Source organism: Pseudomonas oryzihabitans, from assembly GCF_007665395.1.
Lineage (GTDB): Bacteria > Pseudomonadota > Gammaproteobacteria > Pseudomonadales > Pseudomonadaceae > Chryseomonas > Chryseomonas psychrotolerans_C.
Genome location: NZ_VDND01000001.1, coordinates 354,048 through 375,641, shown reverse-complemented (window position 1 = coordinate 375,641; position 21,594 = coordinate 354,048). Strand labels below are relative to the sequence as shown.

Below are 21,594 nucleotides of genomic sequence, written 5' to 3'. Positions count from 1 at the left end.
GTGTCATGCATAGCGTAGAACAATCGCCCCTGGGCAAGAGCACCGAGTACGTCAGCCAGTACGCGCCGACGCTGCTCTATCCGATCCCGCGCGCGCCCAAGTGGGCGGAACTCGGCCTGGATGGGCAGGCCCTGCCGTTTCGCGGCGTGGATGTCTGGACCTGCTACGAGCTGTCCTGGCTGCTGCCTTCGGGCAAGCCGGTGGTGGCGATCGCCGAATTCTCGATTCCGGCCGACTCGCCGAACATCATCGAGTCCAAGTCGTTCAAGCTGTACCTCAACTCGCTGAACCAGTCGGTGTTCGCCAGCCTGGCGGAGCTCGAGGCCGTCCTGGTCGAGGACCTCAGTGCCGCGGCGGGTGGCCGGGTCGGCGTCGCCCTGGCGTCCCTGGATGACTGGGCCGCGCGGGGTGTCCAGCGCCCGCATGGCCGGTGCATCGATGAATTGGACGTCACTGTTGATCGCTACGCCCACCCGCAGCCGCAGTTGCTGAGCGTGGGCGCGGCGCGGGACAGCCAGGGCTACTACAGCCACCTGTTGAAATCCAACTGCCCGGTCACCGGCCAGCCGGACTGGGGCACCGTGGTGGTCGAGTACGACGAAGGCTTGGCCCTGGATCCGGCCAGCCTCCTGCGGTACCTGGTCGCCTTCCGCCAGCACGCCGACTTCCACGAGCAATGCGTCGAGCGTATCTATCTGGACCTGTGGCGGTTGCTCCAGCCGGCGCGGCTGACGGTATTCGCCCGCTACGTGCGCCGTGGCGGGCTGGACATCAATCCCTACCGAAGCAGTGACGCCATCCAGCCCGCCGCGGAGCGCTACGTCCGGCAGTGATCAGATGCCCATGCTGCTCAGGCTGTTCATGATCGACCGGAGCGTGCCGGCCATGGTCGGGTGACTGGCCTCGAAGCGCTCCACCGCCAGGTTGACGCCGTCGGCCAGGCTGCCATCGCGGGTGTGGGTGGCGTCTTCGTTGGCCAGCTGGAACTCAATGTCACGGATCAGCAGCTCCAGCTCCTCTCTGTCCTCGGGCGAGGCGGGCGGGTCCTGGTCCAGCTGGTGGCGGAGGTGGTCGAGTTGTTCCTGCAGATGAGAGGTGGTCATGGCGTTTCTCCTGTGTCCGGACTCTTTGACCGCGACGGTGGGTCAAAGATCGAGTGACTGAGCCTAGCCCTAAGCCAAACTGGCAAAGCTGTGACTATAATCGGCGCCTTTCAGGCGTCTGAGTGCAACGAGGAGAGAAGCGATGACGGTCGAGCGACGTAGTTCCAGGGTCTGGGGCCCGCTCCTGGCAACGGCCCTGACGTTTGCCGGTCAGGCGATGGCAGCGGATGCCGGGAATCCCGATCCCTGGGAAGGCTTCAACCGCAAGATCTTCGTGTTCAACGACACCCTGGACACCTATGCCCTGAAGCCAGTCGCCCAGGGCTACCAGCGTTTCACCCCGGGTTTCGTGCAGACCGGTGTGAGCAACTTCTTCAACAACCTGGGTGACGTGCGCAACCTGGCCAACGACCTGCTGCAGGGCAAGGTCGAGCATGCCGGGGTGGACACGGCGCGCCTGCTGATGAACACCACCCTGGGTGGCCTCGGCCTGGTGGATGTGGCGACCAAGGCCGGCCTGCAGCGCAATGACGAAGACTTTGGCCAGACCCTCGGCAAATGGGGCGCCAACAGCGGTCCCTACCTGGTCCTGCCGTTCTTCGGGCCCAGCAGTGTGCGCGACGGGATTGGCCGGATTCCCGACAGCTACACCAGTGCCTATCCCTACGTAGACGATGTGGCCGTGCGCAACAGCGCCTTCGCCCTCAGCACCGTCGATACCCGGGCCGGTCTGCTGCAGGCCGAGCGCCTGATCACCGGTGACAAGTACGTGTTCATTCGCAACGCCTACCTGCAGACCCGCGAATTCAAGGTCAAGGATGGCCAGGTGGTCGACGACTTCTAGTCCGCTCGCCGCCAAGAAAAAAGGCAGCCCGAGGGCTGCCTTTTTCGTGGGTCGGGCGCCTAGCGCATTTCCAGGACGGACAGTCCCAGGAGCTGCTGGCCGGAGGCCGTCGCCTCGACACGCAGCACCTCGGCTTCCGCTTCCAAGCCCTGGAGCTCCGCGTGGCTGGAGGGAATCAGCACGGTGACCTTGTCACCCACCTGCAGGCGGGTGGCGGCCTCGATCTGGAAGCCGGTGCTGGACAGGTCGACGCAACGCGCCTCGAAGGTGCTGTCGCCGACTTTAATGAGGGCCTTGGAGTCGACGTTCATGCGAATGAAGTCGCGCTTTTCACTGTAAGAGCGGTCAATGGTGCTCATGGCTATCCTACTGCTTGGGAGGATGGAAGGCGGTCTCCTGGAGGTATAAACTCTAGAAAGCTACCCTGTAAAGATATTCCATCCGGTTGGCAAGCTTGAACCCCCCGATGGATGGGAGTAGTGTCTCCGCCGTGTCGTAATCACCGTGGCCCGTGTCGGATAGCGTCCGCCGGTTTGCCGTTCGGGTGCATGCCTGGATCCTCTATGTCTAATTCGCCTGCCACGCTCTTGATCATTGACGATGACGAGGTGGTTCGCCTCAGTCTCGCCGACTATCTCGAAGACAGTGGCTTCACCGTCCTGCAGGCCAGCAATGGTCAGCAGGGCCTGCAGATTTTCGAGCGTGAACAGCCCGACCTCATCATTTGCGATCTACGCATGCCGCAGGTCGATGGCTTGACCTTGCTGCGCCGTATCAGCGAGCTCTCCATCGATACGCCGGTGCTGGTGCTGTCCGGCGCCGGAGTCATGAGCGATGTCGTGGAAGCCCTGCGCCTGGGCGCCGCCGATTACCTGATCAAGCCCCTCGAGGACCTGATGGTCCTGGAGCACTCGGTGAATCGGGCCCTGGACCGTGCCCGGCTGCGCTTGGAGAACGATCGCTACCGGGTCAAGCTGGAGAATGCCAATCGCGAGTTGCAGGCCAGCCTGAGTCTGCTGCAGGAAGACCAGAACGCCGGTCGCCACGTGCAGATGAATATGCTGCCCGTGACGCCTTGGGAGACCGAAGGGCTGAACTTCGCCCACGAAATCATCCCGTCGCTGTATCTGTCCGGCGATTTCGTCGATTACTTTCGCATCGACGAGCATCGGGTCGCCTTCTATCTGGCGGACGTCTCCGGCCACGGCGCCTCCTCGGCGTTCGTGACGGTGCTGCTGAAGTTCATGACCACGCGCCTGCTCTATGAGTCCAGGCGCAATGGCACCCTGCCCGAATTCAAGCCATCGGACGTCCTCGGCCATATCAACCGAGGACTGCTCGATTGCAAGCTGGGCAAGCACGTGACCATGCTCGGTGGCGTCATCGATGAAACCACGGGTACCCTGGCCTACAGCATCGGTGGCCATCTGCCGTTACCCGTGCTGCACACGCCGGAAGAAACCCGTTTCCTGGTCGGCAAGGGGCTGCCGGTGGGCCTGTTCAAGGAAGCCACCTACAATGACCACCAGATGGCCTTGCCCGAGCGGTTCAGCCTTACCCTCTTTTCGGATGGCATCTTCGATCTGCTGCCGGGAGACAATTTGAAAGAGAAAGAACACAGCTTGCCCGATTACGTCCGCCGCGCCGGCGGTACACTGGCAGGCCTGAGCGAAGCCCTCAATCTGGCATCCGTCTCCGAGATGCCCGACGATATCGCTTTGCTGGTGTTGAGCAGGAACCTGGCATGAGCACCGGAAAAATCCAATTTGCCGAGCAGGATGGCACCTTCGTCCTGAAATTCACCGGCGAGGTGCGCCTGACCCTCTGCTCGGCGCTGGACGCGACCATCGAGCACATCTTCTCGTCGCTGAATTTCTCGTCCATCGTCATCGATCTGACCGAGACGCAGAGCATCGACAGCACCACCCTGGGCCTGCTGGCCAAGCTGTCGATCCTGTCGCGGCAGCGCATCGGGCTGCTGCCCATGCTGACGACGAACAACCCGGACATCCTGCGCCTGCTGGACTCCATGGGGTTCGATCAGGTGTTCAATATCGTCGAGACCGTACTGCCTTGCCCGGAGTGCCTGACCGACCTGCCGCCGCAGGATCAATCGGAAGCCGAGGTGCGCAGTCGCGTGCTGGAAGCCCATCGGGTGTTGATGGGCCTCAATGAATCCAATCGCAATGCCTTTCGCGATCTGGTCAGTGCCCTCGAAAGGCACTGACCAGGCTGTCGCTTACGTTCTGTCCGAGAAATGCCTGCGCATCGGTGATGCTGCGCGGAAAAAGGCTTCGGAATGCTCATTTACCCCTCGTAAACTCCGTTTCCTCAGCCTTTTTCGCCTTGCCTGACCTTCGCTCGGCGAATAGAACTTAGCGCTTGCCGGGCAGCAGCACTTCCAGCTTTTCCTGATCCCGGGCGAACTGGCGAATGCCTTCGGCCAGTTTCTCGGTGGCCATGGCGTCTTCGTTATGCGCCCAGCGGAAGGCGGCTTCGTTCAGTTGCTGCTTGGGCTCACCACCGTTGGCGTCGGCAGTCAGCACCCGCGGCAGGTCGCCCTGGGCTTCCGACAGCTGCTGCAGCAGTTCGGGGCTGATGGTCAGGCGATCGCAGCCAGCCAACTGCTCGATCTGGTTCAGGTTGCGGAAGCTGGCGCCCATCACCACGGTCTCGTAGCCATTGGCCTTGTAGTACTGGTAGATGCGGGTCACGGACTTCACGCCCGGATCCTCGGCGCCTTCATAGTCGCGGCCCTCGGCCTTCTTGTACCAGTCGTAGATACGGCCAACGAAGGGCGAGATCAGGAACACGCCGGCATCGGCGCAGGCGGCGGCCTGAGCGAAGGAGAACAGCAGGGTCAGGTTGGTCTGGATGCCTTCCTTCTCCAGCTGCTCGGCGGCGCGGATGCCTTCCCAGGTGGAGGCGATCTTGATCAGCACGCGGTCCTTGCCGATGCCGGCCTTCTCGTACAGCTCGATCAGGCGATGGGCGCGATCCAGGGTGGCGCTGGTATCGAACGACAGGCGGGCATCCACCTCGGTGGAGATGCGGCCCGGGATCAGCTTGAGGATCTCGCCACCCACGGCCACGGCGAAGCGATCGCAGGCCAGGCCGATGTCGCCACCCGCGCCGCTGAAGGCGGCCTGCAGGTGATCCTCATAGCGGGGCAGGGCGGCAGCCTTGAGCAGCAGCGAAGGGTTGGTCGTGGCGTCGTAGGGCTTGAGGCGGGCGATGGCGTCCAGATCGCCGGTATCGGCGACGACCGTGGTGTATTGCTTGAGTTGTTCCAGCTTGCTCATGGCAGGTCTTTCCTTCGGTTAGCGAATGGACATCGTGGAGACGTGACTCAATGGCCCCTGAGAAGTTCAGTGGCCTCGTCGTACAGGCGCAGCGGTTCAGGGCTGCGATGCAGGTCGGTGGAGAGCAGTTGGCGGAAGCGTCGGGCGCCGGGAAACCCCTGCGCCAGGCCCAGGACATGGCGGGTGACGTGGTGGATGAGACCACCCTGTTGCAGATGCGCCTCGACATAGGGCCGCAGCTGCAGCATCACCTCGTGACGGGTCAGTTGCGGACGGTCACAGCCGTAGAGCGCCGCGTCCACCTCGGCGAGCAGGTAGGGGTTCTGGTAGGCCTCGCGGCCCAGCATCACGCCATCGAATACCTCCAGTTGCTCGCGGCAGGTGTCGAGGGTCTTGATGCCGCCGTTGAGGATGAACTCGAGATCCGGAAAATCCTCCACCAGCTGCGCGGCCACATCGTAGCGCAGCGGCGGGATCTCGCGATTCTGCTTGGGCGACAGCCCTTCGAGGATGGCGATGCGGGCATGCACGGTAAAGCTGCGGCAACCCGCCTCCGCGACCTGGCCGACGAAGTCCTGCAGGGCTTCATAGCTGTCGCGCCCGGAAATCCCGATGCGGTGCTTGACGGTGACCGGAATGGCTACCGCATCGCGCATCGCCTTGACCCCATCGGCTACCCGCTCCGGATAAGCCATAAGGCAGGCGCCGATCAGGTTGTTCTGCACCCGGTCGCTGGGGCAGCCGACATTGAGGTTGATCTCGTCGTAACCCGCCTGTTCACCCAGCCGCGCTGCCGCTGCCAATTCACCCGGTACACTGCCGCCTAGCTGCAAAGCCAGCGGATGCTCGGTCTCGTCATGCCGGAGAAACCGCTGGGCATCGCCATGTAGGAGGGCGCCGGTGGTGACCATCTCGGTATAGAGCAGGGCATGCTGCGACAACAGGCGGTGGAAATAGCGGCAGTGACGATCCGTCCAGTCCATCATGGGCGCCACGGAGAAGCGGCGGGACGGCTCAGGGCGCGTGGTTGCTGGGTTTGAGGCGGTTTCAGCTAGCATCTGGAGATTTCGTTTGTAGCACTGTTTTGCCCCATTTTTGCCGGTTTTTTAGATGTCAGTGCTAAATTTAAGCACTGGAAAATCTTTTTAAGCACTGGACGCTGAATGGGGACGATTACACGGCGGGAAAACAAGAAGGGCGTGACTTATACCGCCCAGATCAGGCTGCGCCGCGAAGGCCTCATAGTCTACCAAGAATCCCAGACCTTCGAGCGGAAGCAGACCGCACAGGCATGGATTCGCAAGCGAGAAGCGGAGCTCGCTGAGCCTGGAGCCCTGGAACGCGTTCGGCGGCAGGGTGCGACCGTGCGCCAGATGATCGGCAGGTACCTGAAGGAGTATGGCGGCACCATGGGCCGGATGCGGGTGGGATTGAGCCGCAGCTTTCCGCGCCTGAGGGCGATCACGGTCATGGACTTGGCCTGCACGGCGGTGGCGTCACAGAGCAACTGATCGACCAGGCCTAACAGGTCGCTGCCATAGGGGCGGCGCATCAGGCGTGTGCCGATTGGCGTGGTGAGGATGTCGGCGACCGACTGCTGGAGCTCCTCAAGCTCGGTAACGGCAAAACCCGTTGCGCGGCTCATCATGGCGTGGGCGCTCCGGTCCTCGCGTTGCCGGCCTGGACACCCACGTGCGGGTGCTTGACCAAGCTGATGCCGGCGGCGACGACATCGCGGGTCACGGTCACCAGGCCCGCGATGTCTACGTCGCCCTGCAGCGTGAAACCGCCCGGGGCGACGATCTCGACACGTCCGCCGGAGGCAGGGTGGCCAGCAACTGGTGGGCTTCGCTGTCGTACTCAACGACAGCGCCGTCCGGGTAGGTGCGGCGGCGCAGGCCGGCGCGATCGCCGTTGGCGGGGATGTGCGCGCTGAATAGGCCACGGAGAACGAGGCCCTAGGCGGTCTGATCGTTGGGACTGAGGACCAGCATCGGCCCGCCCATGGTGGACGGATCCCAGTCGCGCGTGGTGCCGGCGCGCAGTGCGGTCCAGAGCAACCAGCCGGTCAGCAGGTCGCCGTTCTGAACCCGAACCCGAACCCGAACCCGAACCCGGGCAAGGCATTTGGCTGTGAGACTGCCGTGGTCGACCTCGGCGATGGTTCCGAGGCGGATCAGGTTCTCGATGAGGCGGCAGAGGGCGGCGATGTTGGTCATGGCGGCGAGGATGGCCGGCGCGTGCGAGCCGCACAGCAACCAGCACTTGTAACCAAGCTAGCTACAAATCAAAGTGTGTGGGCAAGATATGAGCATGTAAGAGAAGAAAGCCGCCGAGGCCTTCCATCGTTGCCTAAGTCGCTAAACTTATAAAAGGGATTTCATAATGCAAGCTTTGGCGGTACCAGCTTTGGCGAAAGAATTTAGGGGTCTTCTAAATAAAGCGTTTCGTAATGAAGGTTTTGTAGGTGCAACGAATTTTTATAAGCCGATGGATGATGATTGGTATGCGTTTGTGTCAGTCGCCATTGGTAAGTGGTATGGGTTTTATTGGGCTAATTATAATATCGGTGTCCATTGGGTGCCCGTAGAAAAGTTGTGTGCGACTTGCTTGGGTTCTAAATATGATAAGCGAATCGCGTCATACGGATATGAGGTCAAGGCTGCAACGGGCATCGCACTAGATCTAAAATTCTCTGACTCGGATGGGGCGGCCGAAACGGTAGACATTGCTCTGCGTCTATGGCGGGAAAAAGTTGGTTCATATCTGCGCAAAATGGCGAATGAGCAAGAGGCGGAGCGAAAGATCAAGATTAATGTCGGAATGATGGGTGGTAATCCACAAAGATATGCCGCTTTGTTGAAATATACCGGGCAGGGTGCCAAGTGTGAGGCTTTTTTAAGTGAGTTTGGTGAAGGCCTGAAAGCGCGCGATTCAGACTACTATCTGCAAGAATGGAAGCCTTTTACTTCACGCCTTGAAGTTGCTGGGTCGTCCGATTAATCACTCGATTATTAGGCGATAAAGCTTTGGCGGTTGGTATTGAAGATTGGTTTCACGAGCTAGGTAGCCTCGTCACCGGCCGATCCATCCTCCTGCTCGTCGAGCCGTTCTCCGTTGGCAAAGACCTGCCAGGCGGCCGGCGGGCGGGGTGGCCAGCAGTTGGTGGGCTTCGCTGTCGTACTCGACCACGGCGCCGTCCGGGTAGGTGCGGCGGTGCAGACCGGCGCGATCGCCGTTAGCGGGGATGAGGGCGTTGAATAGGCCGCCAATGGCAATTCCCTGGGCGGTCTGGCCGCTGGGGCTGCAAACCACGACCTGCTCGCCCACGGTGGGCGGATCCCAGTCGCGGGTGGTGCCAGCGCACAGGGCGGCCCAGGGCAACCAGCCGGTCAGCAGCTCGCCGCTCTGAACCCGAACCCGGGCAGGGCGTTTTTCTTGGAGACTGCCATGGTCGACCTCGGCGATGGTGCCAAGGCGGATCAGGTTCTCGATGAGGCGGGAGAGGGCGGCGATGTCGGTCATGCCGCGGAGGATGGCTTCAGCTAATTTTCCTTTCATCCATTGTCTTTTGTGGGAACGTCGCCTACAAAGGACGAAGTCCTAAGGGCGTCAATTGGCTCAGATCAAGGAATAAAAATGGTTAAGCTTTCAGAGGTGTATGGTGTTGCTCGGGGGATACCAAAGACTTACGTCAAAAGAGACTATGTAGATAATAAATTTGTGAACTCTCTAAATAGGGATAAGCATATTGTTATTTTTGGAGGGTCTAAGCAGGGTAAGACCTGTGTTAGGAAATATAACTTATCTGATGATGACTATATTGTCGTGCAGTGCAGCAGTGGTACCTCGCGCCTGCAAATTTATGAAAGTGTATTTAAGCAGGTTAACGTTTCACTTAAGGTTACAGATAAATCGACGGTCTCAGGTACTAAGAAGTTTGAGATTACCGCCTCAGGCAAGGGTGGGGTACCATTTTTTGCAGAGGCATCAGGACAAGGTAAGGCCGGATACGACACCAAGGATGAGTCCGTTACGGAGCAATTTTATCTTGAATTGGATCCGGCAGATCCTAATGATGTGGTACAGGCATTGAAGGCCCTTGGTTTTAAAAAGTATATTGTACTTGAAGATTTTCATTATTTGTCGGAAGAGGTTCAAAGAGAGGTTTCGTTCGATCTAAAAATTTTCCATGAGAAGTCTGATATAGTCTTTATTGTTGTAGGTGTGTGGCTAGAGTCTAACAAGCTTGTATTATATAATGGAGACTTAGCGGGTCGCCTCGTTCCTGTAGACGCTGATAGGTGGGAGGAGCATGATCTTAAACAGGTTATCCTAGAAGGTCAGCCCCTTTTAAATGTCGAGTTTTCCTCAGAGGTTAAAGATGAAATCCTTAGGCTATGCCAAGGCAATATCGGCGTTTTGCAGGAGACCTGTTATAGGCTGTGTGAGAGGGCCGATGTCTTCGAACGGCAAGATGAACTCAAGCAAATTGATGATCCTTCAGAAGTAAAGGATATCGTAAAAAGCATCGGGGCAGAGCAGGCCGGTCGCTATCAGAAGTTTCTAGAGGAGTTTTCAGAGGGGCTCAACAAAACTGAACTTGAAATGTATCGCTGGATTACATATGTATTGGTCACTAGCGATTCGATTGCATTAAAGAAAGGTTTAAAGCTTTCTGTGATTTTTAGGCGTCTTAACGAGGTTCATCCAGAAAGACAAGGGCAACTGCTGCAAAACAACGTGCTTCAGGCTTTGCAGAACACAGCGAAAGTGCAGCATAAGTATCATGTTAAGCCAGTGATATTGGACTTTGATCAAACAGAAAATCAACTCAGGGTAACGGACAGCGGATTTATTCTCTACATCGTTTCTCAGGATGAAGTGGAAATGCTTGATCGGATTGGAATTGATCGTTCAGCTATTGATGATGAAGCTACTAGTGCGGGTCAGGACGAACTAAAGCTTTAGGGCTTTTTGTGTGAGTGCTTTGCGCGGAGCTCGCTATATATCAAGTTCTTCTAATGGCGCGAATCTGAAATGTCGTAGGTCTTGGTCAGACAAACCGAGCAACTCGCGGCGAGCCACCGGACCTCGGGTGCTCCGCGCTCGGCGCGGTCTTTCAAGCCGTGCTGGTGGACGCGGGCGATGCGGGAGACGCGGCCGGCGAAGCCGATCACTGCCTGCTGCGGCGTTCCCTTGGCCTTGAGATAGCGGGCCATCTTGAGCTTCTCGAACATGCGCCGCTTGATCCGTCCCTTCTTGCCACGCTGATCCCGCGGCTTGCGCGCCTCGAACGGCGAGCCATCCGGGTTCACCTGAGCGCGGATCCGCTGCTGCTGGCCGCGGCGCAGTTGCTGGGCAGCCTTGCGGGCCAGTTGGGGCTGGCCGCGGCTGTCGAGCTTCTGCAGCAGCGGCGAGAGCCAGGTCTCCAGTGCCTCGAGGTCAGCCACGGCTGCGGCCTGGGTGAGGCGTTTCCAGGGCAATGGCGTCGCCGGCGGATCCTGATCGCCACTCGGCCAGCAGCTCGCCGCCGGCGAAGACCTGCCAGGTGGCCGGCTCATGGTACGCGGTGTATTGCGGCTCCGGGACGTGCTCGATCTGGTAGGTGCCGTCGGCCTGGCGCTTCACGACCACCCGTTCGGTGAGGGGCAGGGTGATCGCCAGGTCGACCTTGGAATTGTCCAGGATGTCGGCTTCGAAACCGATGCCCTGGGCGGCCTTGTCCTGGTTGGCCAGCAGCTCGGACTGATTCGTGCGCACCCAGGCCAGGAGCGGCAGCATCACGGCGTCCGGGTGGCCGGCGAAGTCGGTCAGGATGATCTGCAGCTCGTAGCCGTACTCCCAGGACAGGCTGGCCGCCGCTGTGCAGCTGAGCTTGCCCTTGTCGATGAAGACCAGCAGCCGGTCAGGGCTGTGGCGCAGCTCTGCCACAGCGGCGAGCAGGTGCGCGCGAAGGCTCTCGGGCTTGTTCATGCTGCATCTCTCGTCTGGGCAGCGCTGTAGCGGGCGAATACGCGCTCCGGCTTCACTTGTAGGCCGGGCCGTTGTAGCCGCGGGCGACGTGGTCCACTTACGGTCTCGAGCGCCTAGAGCAGCGCGGCATCCGCTTTGATGAAGCGGACGAAGCCGTCGAGCTACTTGGCTTCGCTCTTCTGCAATGCAGGGAAGAGCGCGGGAAAGGGGGCTGTGCAAACGCGGGCATTTTGAAAGCCCCTACGGAATTCAGCCTCCATGACCACCACCGCTCGATCCAGCGGACACTCTATTCAAGTGCCCGCCGGACCTGACGTCTTACTTCGGCATCAACACGGTATCCACAACATGGATCACGCCGTTCGACTGCATCACGTCGGCAATGGTGACGGCGGCCTTGCCGCCCTTGGCGTCGACGACCCAGAGCTTGCCGTTGTGCAGCTTGATGGTCAGGTCTTCCCCCTGGACCGTCTTCAGCTTGACCATGCCGCCGTGCGCCTTGGCTTCGGTCATCAGCTGCTTGGCGGTATGGGTACCCGGCACCACGTGGTACGTCAGGATCTTGGTCAGGTCAGCCTTGTGTTCGGGCTTGACCAGGGTATCGACCGTGCCGGCCGGGAGCTTGGCGAAGGCTTCGTTGGTCGGGGCGAAGACGGTGAAGGGGCCGCTGCCGTTGAGGGTGTCGACCAGGCCGGCCGCCTTGACCGCCGCCACCAGGGTGGTGTGGTCCTTGGAGTTGACCGCGTTCTCGACGATGGTCTTGGAGGGATACATGGGCGCACCGCCTACCATCACGGTGTCGGCGGCGAAGCTGAGCGAAGCGGTGGCGCAAAGGATCGCGAAACTGGCTACAGCGGCGAGTCGTTGTAGAAAGGTATGCATGATGCGTCTCCTGAGTTCTTCGGCCCTCCGGATGAGGGTGATGAATGTACGGAGCGGCCAGCGAAACGGATGCATCACAGCGCGATTATTTTACCCTGGGCGATGACCGGCCCCGTGGGTGAGCCGGTCGGAGAGCCTGCCGGAGGCTCGAGAGAAACCGCGAGCACGGTTCCGCCCGCAACCGCCTTCGCCAGTCCGGCAGGCACGGTCAGCGCGACCGCTGCGTCGTCGCGGAGCAGACCCAGCGAGTGGGGCTTGCCGTCGGCCGTGATGAGCCAGGCCTCGGCGCTCTGGCCAGGCCAGCGGGACGTGCCAGCGGGTACGAACAGGACCTGTCCGCCGTCAGGCTGCAGGGTAGCGCTGAAGACCAGGCGACCATCGCTCTGCTCCAGACGCGCCAGCAGCGTGGGCGCCGCTACCTGGGCCGGACGCAGCACCAGCAATACGGCCAGCACCAGCGAGGCGGCCAGGGCCACGACCGTGGTCCAGCGCCAGAGCCGAGCGTTGTCCCAGGGCCGGGGTGGTTCCGGCGGCTGGTCCGTCGTGGCGAATAGTCGTTGCTGGATACCATGCCAGACGTGAGCGGGCGGCTCGACGGCGGGAAACTCCGCGAGCCATTCCGCGAAGTGTCGCTGCCAGACCGCCAACTGCTGCTGGTAACTGGGATCCTGCTGCAGCAGTTCTTCCACCTGAGTCCGTTCGGCGGCGGAGAGCACGCCCAGGGCATACTCGGCGATCAGCAGCGAAGGCTGGTCGAGCGGTGGCAGGTCGTGGTCGTTCATAGTCCCAGGCACGCTCGCAGTTGTAGGAGCCCTCGACGAATCCAGCTCTTCATCGTTCCCAGCGCGATACGGTGGCGCGCGGCCAACTCGGCGTAGGAGTAGCCCTCGAAGAAGGCGACCCGGATGTAGGTCTGCTGGTCCTTTCCCAGTGTTTCCAGGCAACGGTCGATCTGGCGCCTTTGGCGCTCCGCCTCGAAGGCTTCCGCCACGGACTCCGCGCTCGGACGCTCTTCCAGGTCGTCAAGAGGTTCATGGCGTGGCTGCGCGCGCCGTCGGTCGATGGCCTTGTGCCGGGCGATGGTCGCCAGCCAGGTGATGGCGGCGGACCGCTGGGGGTCGTAGGTGCTCGCCTTCAGCCAGACGCTGGTATACACCTCCTGCAAGACCTCCTCGGCCTCCGCGCGATTTTCCAGGTATTGCAGGCACACGCCGAACAGCCTGCTCGACGTCACGCGGTAAAGGGTCTCGAACGCCAGGCGATTGCCCTGGCCGCAGGCCTGCAGCAGGACGCCGAGCGCCACGGGCTCTGCATCGACGTCTGGAATGGCGGGGGCGGGTGGTCTGGTCGTCAAGAAAGAGGTTCCTGGCGGAGCTGCGGGACGAGGGCCACGGAATCGAAGTCGGCGATGTCTGTGCGAACGCAGGAAGTACCGCAACGCCGGTGCCTGACGTGCTGGCGATGAAGCCGTCATCCGCTGCCAGCCGCACGGGCTGGCGCCGGACTCCGTCACGGTGCCGGACGTACCGCTTCGCTTCGACCGATTTAGCATCCTTCCCGATCTTGCGCAATCGTGAGCGAGGGTCGGGTCCTGTAGTCCACCGGGTTGAGGAAGCGCGTCAGCCGGCCGGTCCGGGCTTTCGTGTCCGCGCCTTGACCAGCTTTACACAAGGCTACAAGGCAATCGGTAGCTGTCCGTCGCGCTGAGCGGCTAGCATGCGCGTTCAGATCGTACGACCCTTCAGGTAGCCCCGATGTCGCTGTCTTCCGAATCCCCGCGCTGGACTTCGCGCATCCTGCTGGTGGATGACGATCCGTCGATCCGCGAACTGATCTGCGGTTACCTGGCGCGGTTCAGTATCAGCGCGCGCGGGGTCGGAGACGGCGTGGAGATGCACCAGGCGCTGGCCGAGGAGACCTTCGACCTGGTCGTGCTGGACCTCATGCTGCCCGGCGAGGATGGGCTTTCGCTCTGTCGCTCGCTGCGGCGCGACAGCGGCATTCCCATCCTCATGCTGACGGCCCAATGCGAGCCGGCCGACCGCATCCTGGGGCTCGAGCTGGGCGCCGACGACTACATGGCCAAGCCCTTCGAGCCGCGTGAGCTGGTGGCGCGCATCCAGTCGGTGCTGCGTCGCACCCAGGACGGCCGGACCGCGCGGCGCAAGGCACCGCGGACCAGTGTCAGCTTCGACGGCTGGAAGCTCGATGGCGTCCTGCACCAGCTGCATTCCCCGAGCGGGGTCATGGTTCCACTGTCCAACGCCGAGGTGCGCTTGCTGTGGGTCTTCATCGAGCAACCGCGGCAGGTACTGAGCCGCGAACAGTTGCTCGATGCCACCCGCGGACGGGCGATCGAAGCCTTCGATCGCAGCATCGATCTCCAGGTCTCGCGGTTGCGCAGCAAGCTCGGTGACGACCCCCGCGCACCGCGGCTGATCAAGACCGTCCGCGGCGAAGGCTATCTGTTCGATGCCAGGCAGATAGGGCACTAGTCATGCGCCGCCTGGATACCCTGTTCGCCCGGCTGTTCGGCGTCTTCCTGCTGGCCATCCTGCTGGGGCATCTGCTGGCGTTCTTCTGGTTCCGGCATGGCCTCGGCGAACGTCCGCCGCCGCCGCCACCGATGGCCGGAGAGGCGTCCTTCGACCGACCTCCGCCGCCGCCCGAGCATTTCGCCGGTCGCGAGCCTGGCGTCTGGCGGCGCCTCGAGTGGCTGCTGGGTGGCCCGCTGATCTTCCAGCTGGGTTCGCTGGTATGTGCAGCCTGGCTGGGCGCTAGGCTGCTGACCCGGCCGCTGCGCCAGCTGACCGAGACCGCCGAGCACCTGAGCCATAACCTGGATGGCCCACCCATCCCCGTCACCGGACCGCGGGAAACCCGCGAAGCCGCACGAGCGCTCAACCGGATGCACCAGCATCTGCTCGATCAGCTGCAACAGCGCGGGCGCATGCTCACGGCGATCTCCCATGACTTGCGGACGCCCCTGGCACGGGTGAAGCTGCGGATCGAAGACATCGACGATCCCCGGCTGCATGCCCGGGTCAGCCAGGACGTGGATGACATGATCGAGCTGCTCGACGGCACCCTGAGGTACCTGCGCGAACAACACCGCGAGGAGCGTCCGCTGCTCTGCGACGTCCAGGCCTTGGTCGAGGCCATGGCGGAAGATGCGGCGGAGGAGGGTGGCCAGGTTGTAGTCGCGGGCACGTGCCAGCCGCTGCGGGTAGCGCCCATGGCTCTGCGCTCCTGCCTCGCCAACCTGCTCCAGAATGCCCTGCGCTACGCCGGCCATGCGGAAATCCACCTTGCCGAGCAGCCGGAACGGCTGGTCATCAGCATCGTCGACCATGGCCAGGGCATCCCCGTGCAATATCGGGAAGCCGTCTTCGAGCCCTTCTATCGCCTGGAAGGCTCGCGTAATCGCGCCTCGGGTGGCACCGGACTGGGCCTGGCCATCGCCCGGGAGGCGGCAGCGCACATGGGCGGCGACCTGACCCTCGGAACGACGCTCGGTGGCGGCTTGACCTGCCAGGTAGTGCTACCGCGCCACTAGATGTATCGCCTGGCCTACAAAGTGGGCAAATTGCCGACATCTGGCACGCGGATACTAATAGGCGCGGAACACTAACGTCCGCCTTTCCCGGGAGAAACGTCCATGATCAGCGGAATAGGCAGTGGCTACTCCAGCTACTACAGCAGTGCCAGCGCGATCAAAGGCACCAGCACCAGCACCAGCACTACTAGCAGCACCACTAGCAGCGACGCTGATAACCCGCTGAAGAAGCTGTTCGCCAAGCTCGACAGCGATGGCGACGGCTCCATCAGTAAAAGCGAGCTGACCACCGCCGCCAGCGCCGCGAGCGATACCGACACCAGCACCGATGACAGCAATGGCATCGATGTCGACCAGTTGCTCGGCCTGCTCGACCAGGATGGTGATGGCGCTGTCGGCGAGAACGAATTCGCTGCGGCTTTCGCGCCGCCCTCCAGCGGCGCTACGGGTCAGGCGAGCACCGCAGACGCCAGCGATACCGGCGTCCAGGGCCTCGGGGGTGCCTCGAGCTCCCGCCAGCCGCCGCCACCGCCGCCGCCAGGCGGCAGCGAGGACGACGGCAGCGATACCACGGCCACGGCCCAGAGCTCGTCGAGTTCCTACGACCAGCTGGTTCAGGCGGTATTGCGCCAGTACCAGAGCATCGGTAGCGCTGGCAGCAGCGCGTCGTTGGGCAGCACCCTGAACATCGCTGCCTGAGCCAAGGCCGCCGCTGGAGAGGCGGGCGGCCTGGGTCGTCCGCCTCCAGAACACGGTAGTGTCTTTCGGCTGCTGATCCGTGCGGCGCGGTCAGTCAACAGTCAGGCTGATGACCACGCCTGACTCAGGTCCGGGGACCAAGAATCCTTAGCTGTTTCAAGATGTTGCCACAAGGGCTGGGCTAGGTTCTTCAACGAAAACGTTATGATATAACGTGCGCCTCTTTTGGCCTGCCGCTGTCGCCGTCTCCCTGGCCGGCAGCGGCATTTCGTTCTCACAAGGACTGTCATGCTCTCATCCCGCCCCCTGCGTACGGCCCTGACGGCTGCTGCCGTGGCGACCCTGGTCGCCTTCCTTCCCCCGCTTTCCATCGCCGAGGAACGCGTCTTCGACGTGGTGGGTCCCTTCGAGATCGGCGGGCTGGATCCGTCCATCTCAGGCCTGGTCTTCCAGCGGATGCAGATTGCCGAGACGCTGCTCGACGTCGATGCCCAGGGCCGGCCGGTGCCCGGCTTGGCCGAGCGCTGGACGGAGTCGGCGGATGGCCGGACCTGGCGCCTGGCCATTCGCCAGGGGGTGAAATTCCATGACGACAGCGAGCTCACCGCGGCCGCGGCTGCCGCTGCCCTGAACGTGGCGCGCGGCAAGCCCGGCGTGCTCAAGCAGGCTGGCATAGCCTCGGTTACCGCCTCCGGCAACGAGGTGGTGATTCAGCTCGAGAAGCCATTCAAGCCGCTGCTGGCACTGCTGGCCCATTCGTCCACCAATATCCTGGCGCCCAGTGCCTACGATGCCGATGGCAAGGTACAGAAGATCCTCGGTACCGGACCCTACCGCCTGACCCTGCTGGAGCCGCCGCAGCGGCTGGCCGCGGAACGCTTCGCCGGCTACTGGGGCGCCCAGCCGCAGATCGCCAGGACCTCCTACCTGGCTGCGGGCCGTGGTGAGACGCGGACCCTGATGGCGGAAAGCGGCGATGCCGAGCTGGTGTTCCAGATCGATCCGCCGAGCATCGCCCGGCTCAAGCGCTCCAGCAGCCTCAAGGTGCTGATCGAGCCGATCCCGCGGGTGGTGCTGCTGACCCCGAATTCCGGCGCGGGTGCCACCGCACCGGTGGAGGTACGCCAGGCGCTCAGCCTGGCCATCCAGCGGGAGGGCGTGGCCGCGGCGGTGCTGCGGGCGCCGGGTACGGGGGCGACCCAGTTGTTCGCCCGGAATGTGCCCGCCTGGCATGACCCGCAGCTGGTCCCCCTGGCCTATGACCCCGCGGCGGCGCGCGCGCTGCTGGCCAAGCAGGGCTGGACACCCGGCGCCGACGGGATCCTGGAGAAGGAGGGCAAGCCGCTCAAGCTCAAGCTGCTGACCTATTCCGATCGGCCCGAGCTGCCCCTGATCGCCACCGCCCTCCAGGCACAGCTGCGCGAGGTGGGGGTAGACGTCGAGGTCGCCGTGGAGAACTCCAGCGCCATCCCGGCCGCCTACAAGGACGGTACGTTGCAGCTCGCCCTCTATGGTCGCAATTTCGCCCTGGTACCCGATCCCCTGGTCACCCTGCTCAACGATTTCGCCAAGGGTGGCGCCGAATGGGGGCCGCTGGGCTGGAAGAACGCCGCCTTCGATCAGGCCCTGGATGCGCTGCTGGCCAGCGACGACCCGGCCGAACAGCAGCGCCAGCGCTACGCCGCCATGGCCCAGGTCCAGCAGGAGCTGCCGGTCATCCCGGTCGCCTGGTACCGCCAGACCCTGGCCGTCTCGGATGCCGTCGAAGGGGCCAGCATCGATCCCTTCGAGCGCACCTTCGGCCTCAGCAAGATGCGGTGGGCCCAATGACGCGCCTGCTCGCCTTCCGCCTGCTGCAGGCCGGCCTGGTTGCCCTGCTGGTAGGGGGACTCACCTTCCTGTTCATGAGTCTGCTTCCCGGAGACGCCGCCTACCGCATCGCGGCCGGGCGCTATGGCTACGATCTGGTGGATACCGCGGCCGCCGACGCGGTGCGCGCCGAGCTCAACCTCGATCAGCCGCTGTTCTGGCGCCTGCTGGCCTGGATCGGCGACCTCCTGACCCTGGACCTCGGCCGCTCGCTGGTATCGGACAAGCCGGTGGTGGAGGTGGTCGCCCATGAGCTGGGCAGCTCCATCCGCCTGGCGGTCGGCGCCGTCGGCGTGTCGCTGCTGCTCGGCCCGCCGCTGGGCGTCGTGGCTGGCCTGCGTCCGGGCAGCCTGCTGGATCGCGGTCTGCTGGTGCTGACCACCGCGATCCGGGCGTTGCCGCAATTCGTCCTCGGCGTACTCTTCGTGCTGCTCTTCGCCATCGCCTGGAACCTGCTCCCGGCGGCCGGGCACGGCACCTTCTGGCACAGCGTGCTGCCGACGCTGACCCTGGCCCTGGGCCTGGCCGCCGTGTCCTCGCGGGTAGCCCGGGATGCGACGGTCGAGGTGGCGGCCTCCGCCTACTACGCCTTCGGTCGGCTCAAGGGCCTGAGGGGCGCCGGGGTGTTCCTGCGCCACGGCCTGCGCAATATCGGTGTGCCGGTGGTGACCTATCTCGGGGTGCAGCTGGTGTACCTGATCGAGGGTGTGGTGGTGGTGGAGACGCTGTTCGCCTGGCCGGGCATCGGCCACGGGTTGGTGCATGCCATCGTCCAGCGTGACGTGCCCATGGTGCAGGGCACGGCCCTGGCGATGGGTCTGCTGTTCGTGATCCTCAATACCCTCGTCGATCTCGCCAACCACCTGATCGACCCGCGCGGGAGCAACGCATGAATCTGGAAAGTACCGTCGCCCTGGCGGCGCCACCGGCGCGTGCCTCGGCGCGCTGGCTGGGCCTGGGTCTGTTGGCGTCCCTGATCGCCTTCGCCGTGCTCACGCCGCTGCTGTGGCCGGGTGACATCGCCCGCCAGGATTATCTGGCGATTCTGGCGGCGCCGAGCGGGGCCTATCCCCTGGGTACCGACCACCTGGGGCGGGACATGCTCGCGCGGCTGGCGGTGGCCGTGCGCTTCTCCCTGGGGTTGGCCTTCATCAGCGTCTGCACCGCGGCGCTGCCGGGGGTGCTGCTGGGCATCCTGGCCGCTTGGAAAGGGGGGCTGGTCGACAAGTTGCTGGGCGGTCTGGCCGAGCTGTTCCTGGCACTGCCGGGCCTGCTGCTGGTGCTGCTGATCGTCGCCGTGTTCCCCGGCTCCTTCATCGCCCTCTACAGCGCCGTCGCCCTGGTGCTGTGGGTGGAATACTTCCGCATGACCCGCGCGCTGTCCCGTACCGTGCTGGCGTCGCCCGCCGTGGCCGCCAGCCAGCTGCTGGGCTTCGGCCCGGCCTATATCATCCGCCGGCACCTCTGGCCGCAGCTGGCGCCGGTCCTGCTGACCATCGCCGCCTTCGGCGCTGCCTCGACCATCATGGCCATCGCCGCGCTCGGCTTCGTCAGCATCGGCGTCCGGCCGCCCACCGCCGAGTTGGGGCTGATGATCACCGAATTGCTGCCGTATCACGCCGAAGCACCCTTCGTCATCGCCCTGCCGATCCTCGCGATCTTTCTCACCGTACTGTCGCTGATGCTCATCACCGGAGGGCGCAAGCCATGACCTCGTCGCTCACCACCACGGCGCTGGAGATCCGTACCGCCCAGGCGCAACTCGTGGAACCGCTGTCGATCCGCCTGGCGCCAGGCCAGGTGCTGTCGATCATCGGTGAGACCGGCTCCGGCAAGAGTCTCTTCGCCCAGGGCGTGGTCGGTAACCTGCCGGCGGGACTCCAGGCCATCGGCCAGATCGGCCTGCCAGACGGCTTCAGCGAGGAGGGCCGGCAGGCGGGCCGCCGGCAGCACTGGGGCAGGGGGCTCGCGGTCCTGCCCCAGGAGCCCTGGCTGAGCCTGGACCCGACGATGAAGGCGCTCGCCCAGGTGACCGAGACCTACACCCAGGTGGTTGGTCTATCCTCCGCTCAGGCCCGGGAGCAGGCGTCGGCGGACCTGACACGGCTGGGTCTGGCGGGCGCCGAGCGCAAGTATCCGTTCCAGCTGTCGGGCGGCATGGCGCAGCGCCTGGCCTTCGCCGCGACCCATGCGGGCGGCTCGCCGGTATTGATCGCCGATGAACCCACCAAGGGCCTGGATCGCGACCGGATCGACGAGGTCATCGAGCTGCTCCAGGCGATGCTCGCCGAGGGAGGCAGCCTGCTGATCATCACCCATGACCTGGAGATCGCCCGGCGGCTGGGTGGCGAGGTGATGATCATGCTCAAGGGGCGGGTGATCGAGTCCGGCCCGGCCGCTCAGGTCCTCGACCAGCCCCAGCATGCCTACACCCGCCAATTGCTGGCCGCCGATCCCGCGCAGTGGTCGCAGCGCCCACCGCAACGGCTCGCCGACGAGGCGGTGGTCACGGTCGAGGATCTCTGCGCCCGGCGCGGTGGCAAGCAGCTGTTCGAGGGCCTGTCCTTCACGGTCAGGGCCGGCGAGATCCTCGGGGTGACCGGGCCTTCCGGCTGTGGCAAGTCGACCCTCGGCGACATCCTGCTGGGTCTGACCGATCCCAGCGCTGGAGCCATCCGCCGGCGCGCGGGCCTGAGTCGGTTCGCCTTCCAGAAGCTGCATCAGGACCCGGTGGCCGCCTTCGCGCCCTCGGTGACGCTGCGCCAGCTGCTGGCGGACCTGGTCCGGCTGCACCGTCTGGATGCGTCGCGGATCGGCCGGCTGATGCAGCGCCTGCGCCTGGACGAGCGGCTGCTGGATCGGCTGCCGGGCAATATCTCCGGCGGCGAACTGCAACGCTTTTCCCTGTTGCGCGTGCTGCTGCTCGATCCTGCGCTGATTTTCGCCGACGAACCCAGTTCGCGGCTGGATCTCATCACTCAGAAGGAAATGGTCGAGCTGCTGGTCGAGACCGCCGAAGCCTTCGGCACGGCGATCCTGCTGGTCAGCCACGACGAAGCCCTGGTCGACGCGGTGGCCGATCGGCGTATCCATCTGGCCACCAGCACCCCGGCAGCGACAGCACTGGCACCTGCTGCAGGGCAGCTTCGTCCAGTGGCGCCATCCCTGAGCTGAGATCTCGGCCCGCGTGGCCTACGCGGGCCTCTGGCAAGGCGTGCCACCAAGGCGGCGATGCGCGCCTGTTTCAACCCTATCGAATGGCCTATCACAGGCAGAGGACTTCATGGATAGCTCGCACTATCAACAAGGAACGGCACCGACCGGGCGTCAGCAGAAGCGAGGCGCCCTGGTCGCGCCTCTGGC

The 21,594-nt window shown here is 63.5% G+C and carries 22 protein-coding genes and 3 pseudogenes; 14 read left to right on the top strand and 11 right to left on the bottom strand.

From position 1 onward, the window contains the following. Window positions 1-5: 5 nt before the first annotated feature. The gene (gene queF, locus FSV73_RS01740; RefSeq protein ID WP_145002962.1) at window positions 6-833 is read left to right on the top strand and encodes an NADPH-dependent 7-cyano-7-deazaguanine reductase QueF; all 828 of its coding nucleotides are present in this window, start codon (window positions 6-8) and stop codon (window positions 831-833) included. Here the strand turns inward: queF and FSV73_RS01735 are convergent, their stop codons facing one another. Next, window positions 834-1,103 carry a DUF4404 family protein gene (locus tag FSV73_RS01735; RefSeq protein ID WP_145002959.1) on the bottom strand — a complete coding sequence of 90 codons (270 nt, stop codon included), beginning with the start codon at window positions 1,101-1,103 and terminating at the stop codon, window positions 834-836. It abuts the gene before it with no gap. 217 nt (window positions 1,104-1,320) lie between these two features. Here FSV73_RS01735 and FSV73_RS01730 point away from each other — a divergent pair, with 217 nt between their 5' ends. Continuing rightward, complete coding sequence (locus FSV73_RS01730; RefSeq protein WP_437179249.1) at window positions 1,321-1,947, top strand: MlaA family lipoprotein; 627 nt, start codon at window positions 1,321-1,323, stop codon at window positions 1,945-1,947. 59 nt (window positions 1,948-2,006) lie between these two features. Here the strand turns inward: FSV73_RS01730 and FSV73_RS01725 are convergent, their stop codons facing one another. Then, the gene (locus tag FSV73_RS01725) at window positions 2,007-2,306 is read right to left on the bottom strand and encodes a PilZ domain-containing protein (protein ID WP_145002953.1); all 300 of its coding nucleotides are present in this window, start codon (window positions 2,304-2,306) and stop codon (window positions 2,007-2,009) included. A gap of 204 nt (window positions 2,307-2,510) precedes the next feature. Here FSV73_RS01725 and rssB point away from each other — a divergent pair, with 204 nt between their 5' ends. Together rssB and rssC are read left to right on the top strand one after the other, a co-directional pair. Further along, complete coding sequence (gene rssB / locus FSV73_RS01720; protein WP_145002950.1) at window positions 2,511-3,695, top strand: two-component system response regulator RssB; 1,185 nt, start codon at window positions 2,511-2,513, stop codon at window positions 3,693-3,695. Then, window positions 3,692-4,174, top strand: a complete 483-nt coding sequence (gene rssC, locus FSV73_RS01715) for an anti-sigma factor antagonist RssC (RefSeq protein WP_059229407.1) — start codon at window positions 3,692-3,694, stop codon at window positions 4,172-4,174. The genes rssB and rssC overlap by 4 nt, the downstream gene beginning before the upstream one ends. Before the next feature lie 148 nt (window positions 4,175-4,322). On the opposite strand, the gene tal is transcribed toward rssC, so the two are convergent. Next, complete coding sequence (tal, locus tag FSV73_RS01710; RefSeq protein ID WP_145002947.1) at window positions 4,323-5,249, bottom strand: transaldolase; 927 nt, start codon at window positions 5,247-5,249, stop codon at window positions 4,323-4,325. Window positions 5,250-5,296: 47 nt separating this feature from the next. After that, complete coding sequence (dusA, locus tag FSV73_RS01705; RefSeq protein WP_145002944.1) at window positions 5,297-6,307, bottom strand: tRNA dihydrouridine(20/20a) synthase DusA; 1,011 nt, start codon at window positions 6,305-6,307, stop codon at window positions 5,297-5,299. A 141-nt stretch (window positions 6,308-6,448) separates the two neighbouring features. Here dusA and FSV73_RS26000 point away from each other — a divergent pair, with 141 nt between their 5' ends. After that, entirely contained in the window at window positions 6,449-6,760 is a 312-nt protein-coding gene (locus FSV73_RS26000; RefSeq protein ID WP_186309137.1) for a hypothetical protein, read from the top strand. A gap of 133 nt (window positions 6,761-6,893) precedes the next feature. Here FSV73_RS26000 and FSV73_RS01695 read toward each other — a convergent pair. Further along, window positions 6,894-7,468: pseudogene (locus tag FSV73_RS01695) on the bottom strand (phage baseplate assembly protein V). A gap of 166 nt (window positions 7,469-7,634) precedes the next feature. On the opposite strand from FSV73_RS01695, the gene FSV73_RS01690 reads away from it, so the two are divergent. After that, entirely contained in the window at window positions 7,635-8,252 is a 618-nt protein-coding gene (locus tag FSV73_RS01690; RefSeq protein WP_145002941.1) for a hypothetical protein, read from the top strand. A 120-nt stretch (window positions 8,253-8,372) separates the two neighbouring features. Here FSV73_RS01690 and FSV73_RS01685 read toward each other — a convergent pair. Next, window positions 8,373-8,774, bottom strand: a pseudogene (locus FSV73_RS01685) (phage baseplate assembly protein V); the annotation flags it as partial. A 114-nt stretch (window positions 8,775-8,888) separates the two neighbouring features. On the opposite strand from FSV73_RS01685, the gene FSV73_RS01680 reads away from it, so the two are divergent. After that, a complete protein-coding gene (locus tag FSV73_RS01680; protein WP_145002938.1) occupies window positions 8,889-10,220 on the top strand; it encodes a hypothetical protein in 1,332 nt (443 codons plus the stop codon). A gap of 33 nt (window positions 10,221-10,253) precedes the next feature. On the opposite strand, the pseudogene FSV73_RS01675 reads toward FSV73_RS01680, so the two are convergent. The 5 genes and pseudogenes from FSV73_RS01675 to FSV73_RS01655 all read right to left on the bottom strand — a co-directional run bounded on the left by FSV73_RS01675 (window position 10,254) and on the right by FSV73_RS01655 (window position 13,410). Then, window positions 10,254-10,702 (bottom strand): annotated as a pseudogene (locus tag FSV73_RS01675) (phage virion morphogenesis protein). Beyond that, window positions 10,695-11,225: a phage tail protein gene (locus FSV73_RS01670; RefSeq protein ID WP_145002935.1), complete on the bottom strand. Its 531-nt coding sequence runs from the start codon at window positions 11,223-11,225 to the stop codon at window positions 10,695-10,697. Before FSV73_RS01670 ends, FSV73_RS01675 begins: the two are co-directional and overlap by 8 nt. A gap of 318 nt (window positions 11,226-11,543) precedes the next feature. Next, entirely contained in the window at window positions 11,544-12,107 is a 564-nt protein-coding gene (locus FSV73_RS01665; protein WP_145002932.1) for a fasciclin domain-containing protein, read from the bottom strand. Window positions 12,108-12,181: 74 nt separating this feature from the next. Then, window positions 12,182-12,889 carry an anti-sigma factor gene (locus tag FSV73_RS01660; RefSeq protein ID WP_145002929.1) on the bottom strand — a complete coding sequence of 236 codons (708 nt, stop codon included), beginning with the start codon at window positions 12,887-12,889 and terminating at the stop codon, window positions 12,182-12,184. Further along, window positions 12,886-13,410, bottom strand: coding sequence for a sigma-70 family RNA polymerase sigma factor (locus FSV73_RS01655; RefSeq protein ID WP_222119432.1), 525 nt, complete (start codon window positions 13,408-13,410; stop codon window positions 12,886-12,888). The genes FSV73_RS01660 and FSV73_RS01655 overlap by 4 nt, the downstream gene beginning before the upstream one ends. 451 nt (window positions 13,411-13,861) lie before the next feature. Here FSV73_RS01655 and FSV73_RS01650 point away from each other — a divergent pair, with 451 nt between their 5' ends. The 7 genes from FSV73_RS01650 (at window position 13,862) to FSV73_RS01620 (ending at window position 21,405) form a co-directional block, all read left to right on the top strand. Then, on the top strand, window positions 13,862-14,602 hold the full coding sequence (locus FSV73_RS01650) for a response regulator (protein ID WP_145002926.1): 741 nt from the start codon (window positions 13,862-13,864) through the stop codon (window positions 14,600-14,602). Window positions 14,603-14,604: 2 nt separating this feature from the next. Next, window positions 14,605-15,663, top strand: coding sequence for an ATP-binding protein (locus FSV73_RS01645; protein WP_145002922.1), 1,059 nt, complete (start codon window positions 14,605-14,607; stop codon window positions 15,661-15,663). Window positions 15,664-15,765: 102 nt separating this feature from the next. After that, on the top strand, window positions 15,766-16,362 hold the full coding sequence (locus FSV73_RS01640; RefSeq protein ID WP_145002919.1) for an EF-hand domain-containing protein: 597 nt from the start codon (window positions 15,766-15,768) through the stop codon (window positions 16,360-16,362). Between the two features lie 288 nt (window positions 16,363-16,650). Continuing rightward, window positions 16,651-18,192, top strand: coding sequence for an ABC transporter substrate-binding protein (locus FSV73_RS01635; protein WP_145002916.1), 1,542 nt, complete (start codon window positions 16,651-16,653; stop codon window positions 18,190-18,192). Beyond that, window positions 18,189-19,124 carry an ABC transporter permease gene (locus tag FSV73_RS01630; RefSeq protein WP_145002913.1) on the top strand — a complete coding sequence of 312 codons (936 nt, stop codon included), beginning with the start codon at window positions 18,189-18,191 and terminating at the stop codon, window positions 19,122-19,124. Before FSV73_RS01635 ends, FSV73_RS01630 begins: the two co-directional genes overlap by 4 nt. Continuing rightward, window positions 19,121-19,942, top strand: coding sequence for an ABC transporter permease (locus FSV73_RS01625; RefSeq protein ID WP_145002910.1), 822 nt, complete (start codon window positions 19,121-19,123; stop codon window positions 19,940-19,942). Before FSV73_RS01630 ends, FSV73_RS01625 begins: the two co-directional genes overlap by 4 nt. Continuing rightward, on the top strand, window positions 19,939-21,405 hold the full coding sequence (locus tag FSV73_RS01620; protein WP_260856007.1) for an ABC transporter ATP-binding protein: 1,467 nt from the start codon (window positions 19,939-19,941) through the stop codon (window positions 21,403-21,405). The genes FSV73_RS01625 and FSV73_RS01620 overlap by 4 nt, the downstream gene beginning before the upstream one ends. The last annotated feature ends 189 nt before the right edge of the window (window positions 21,406-21,594 follow it).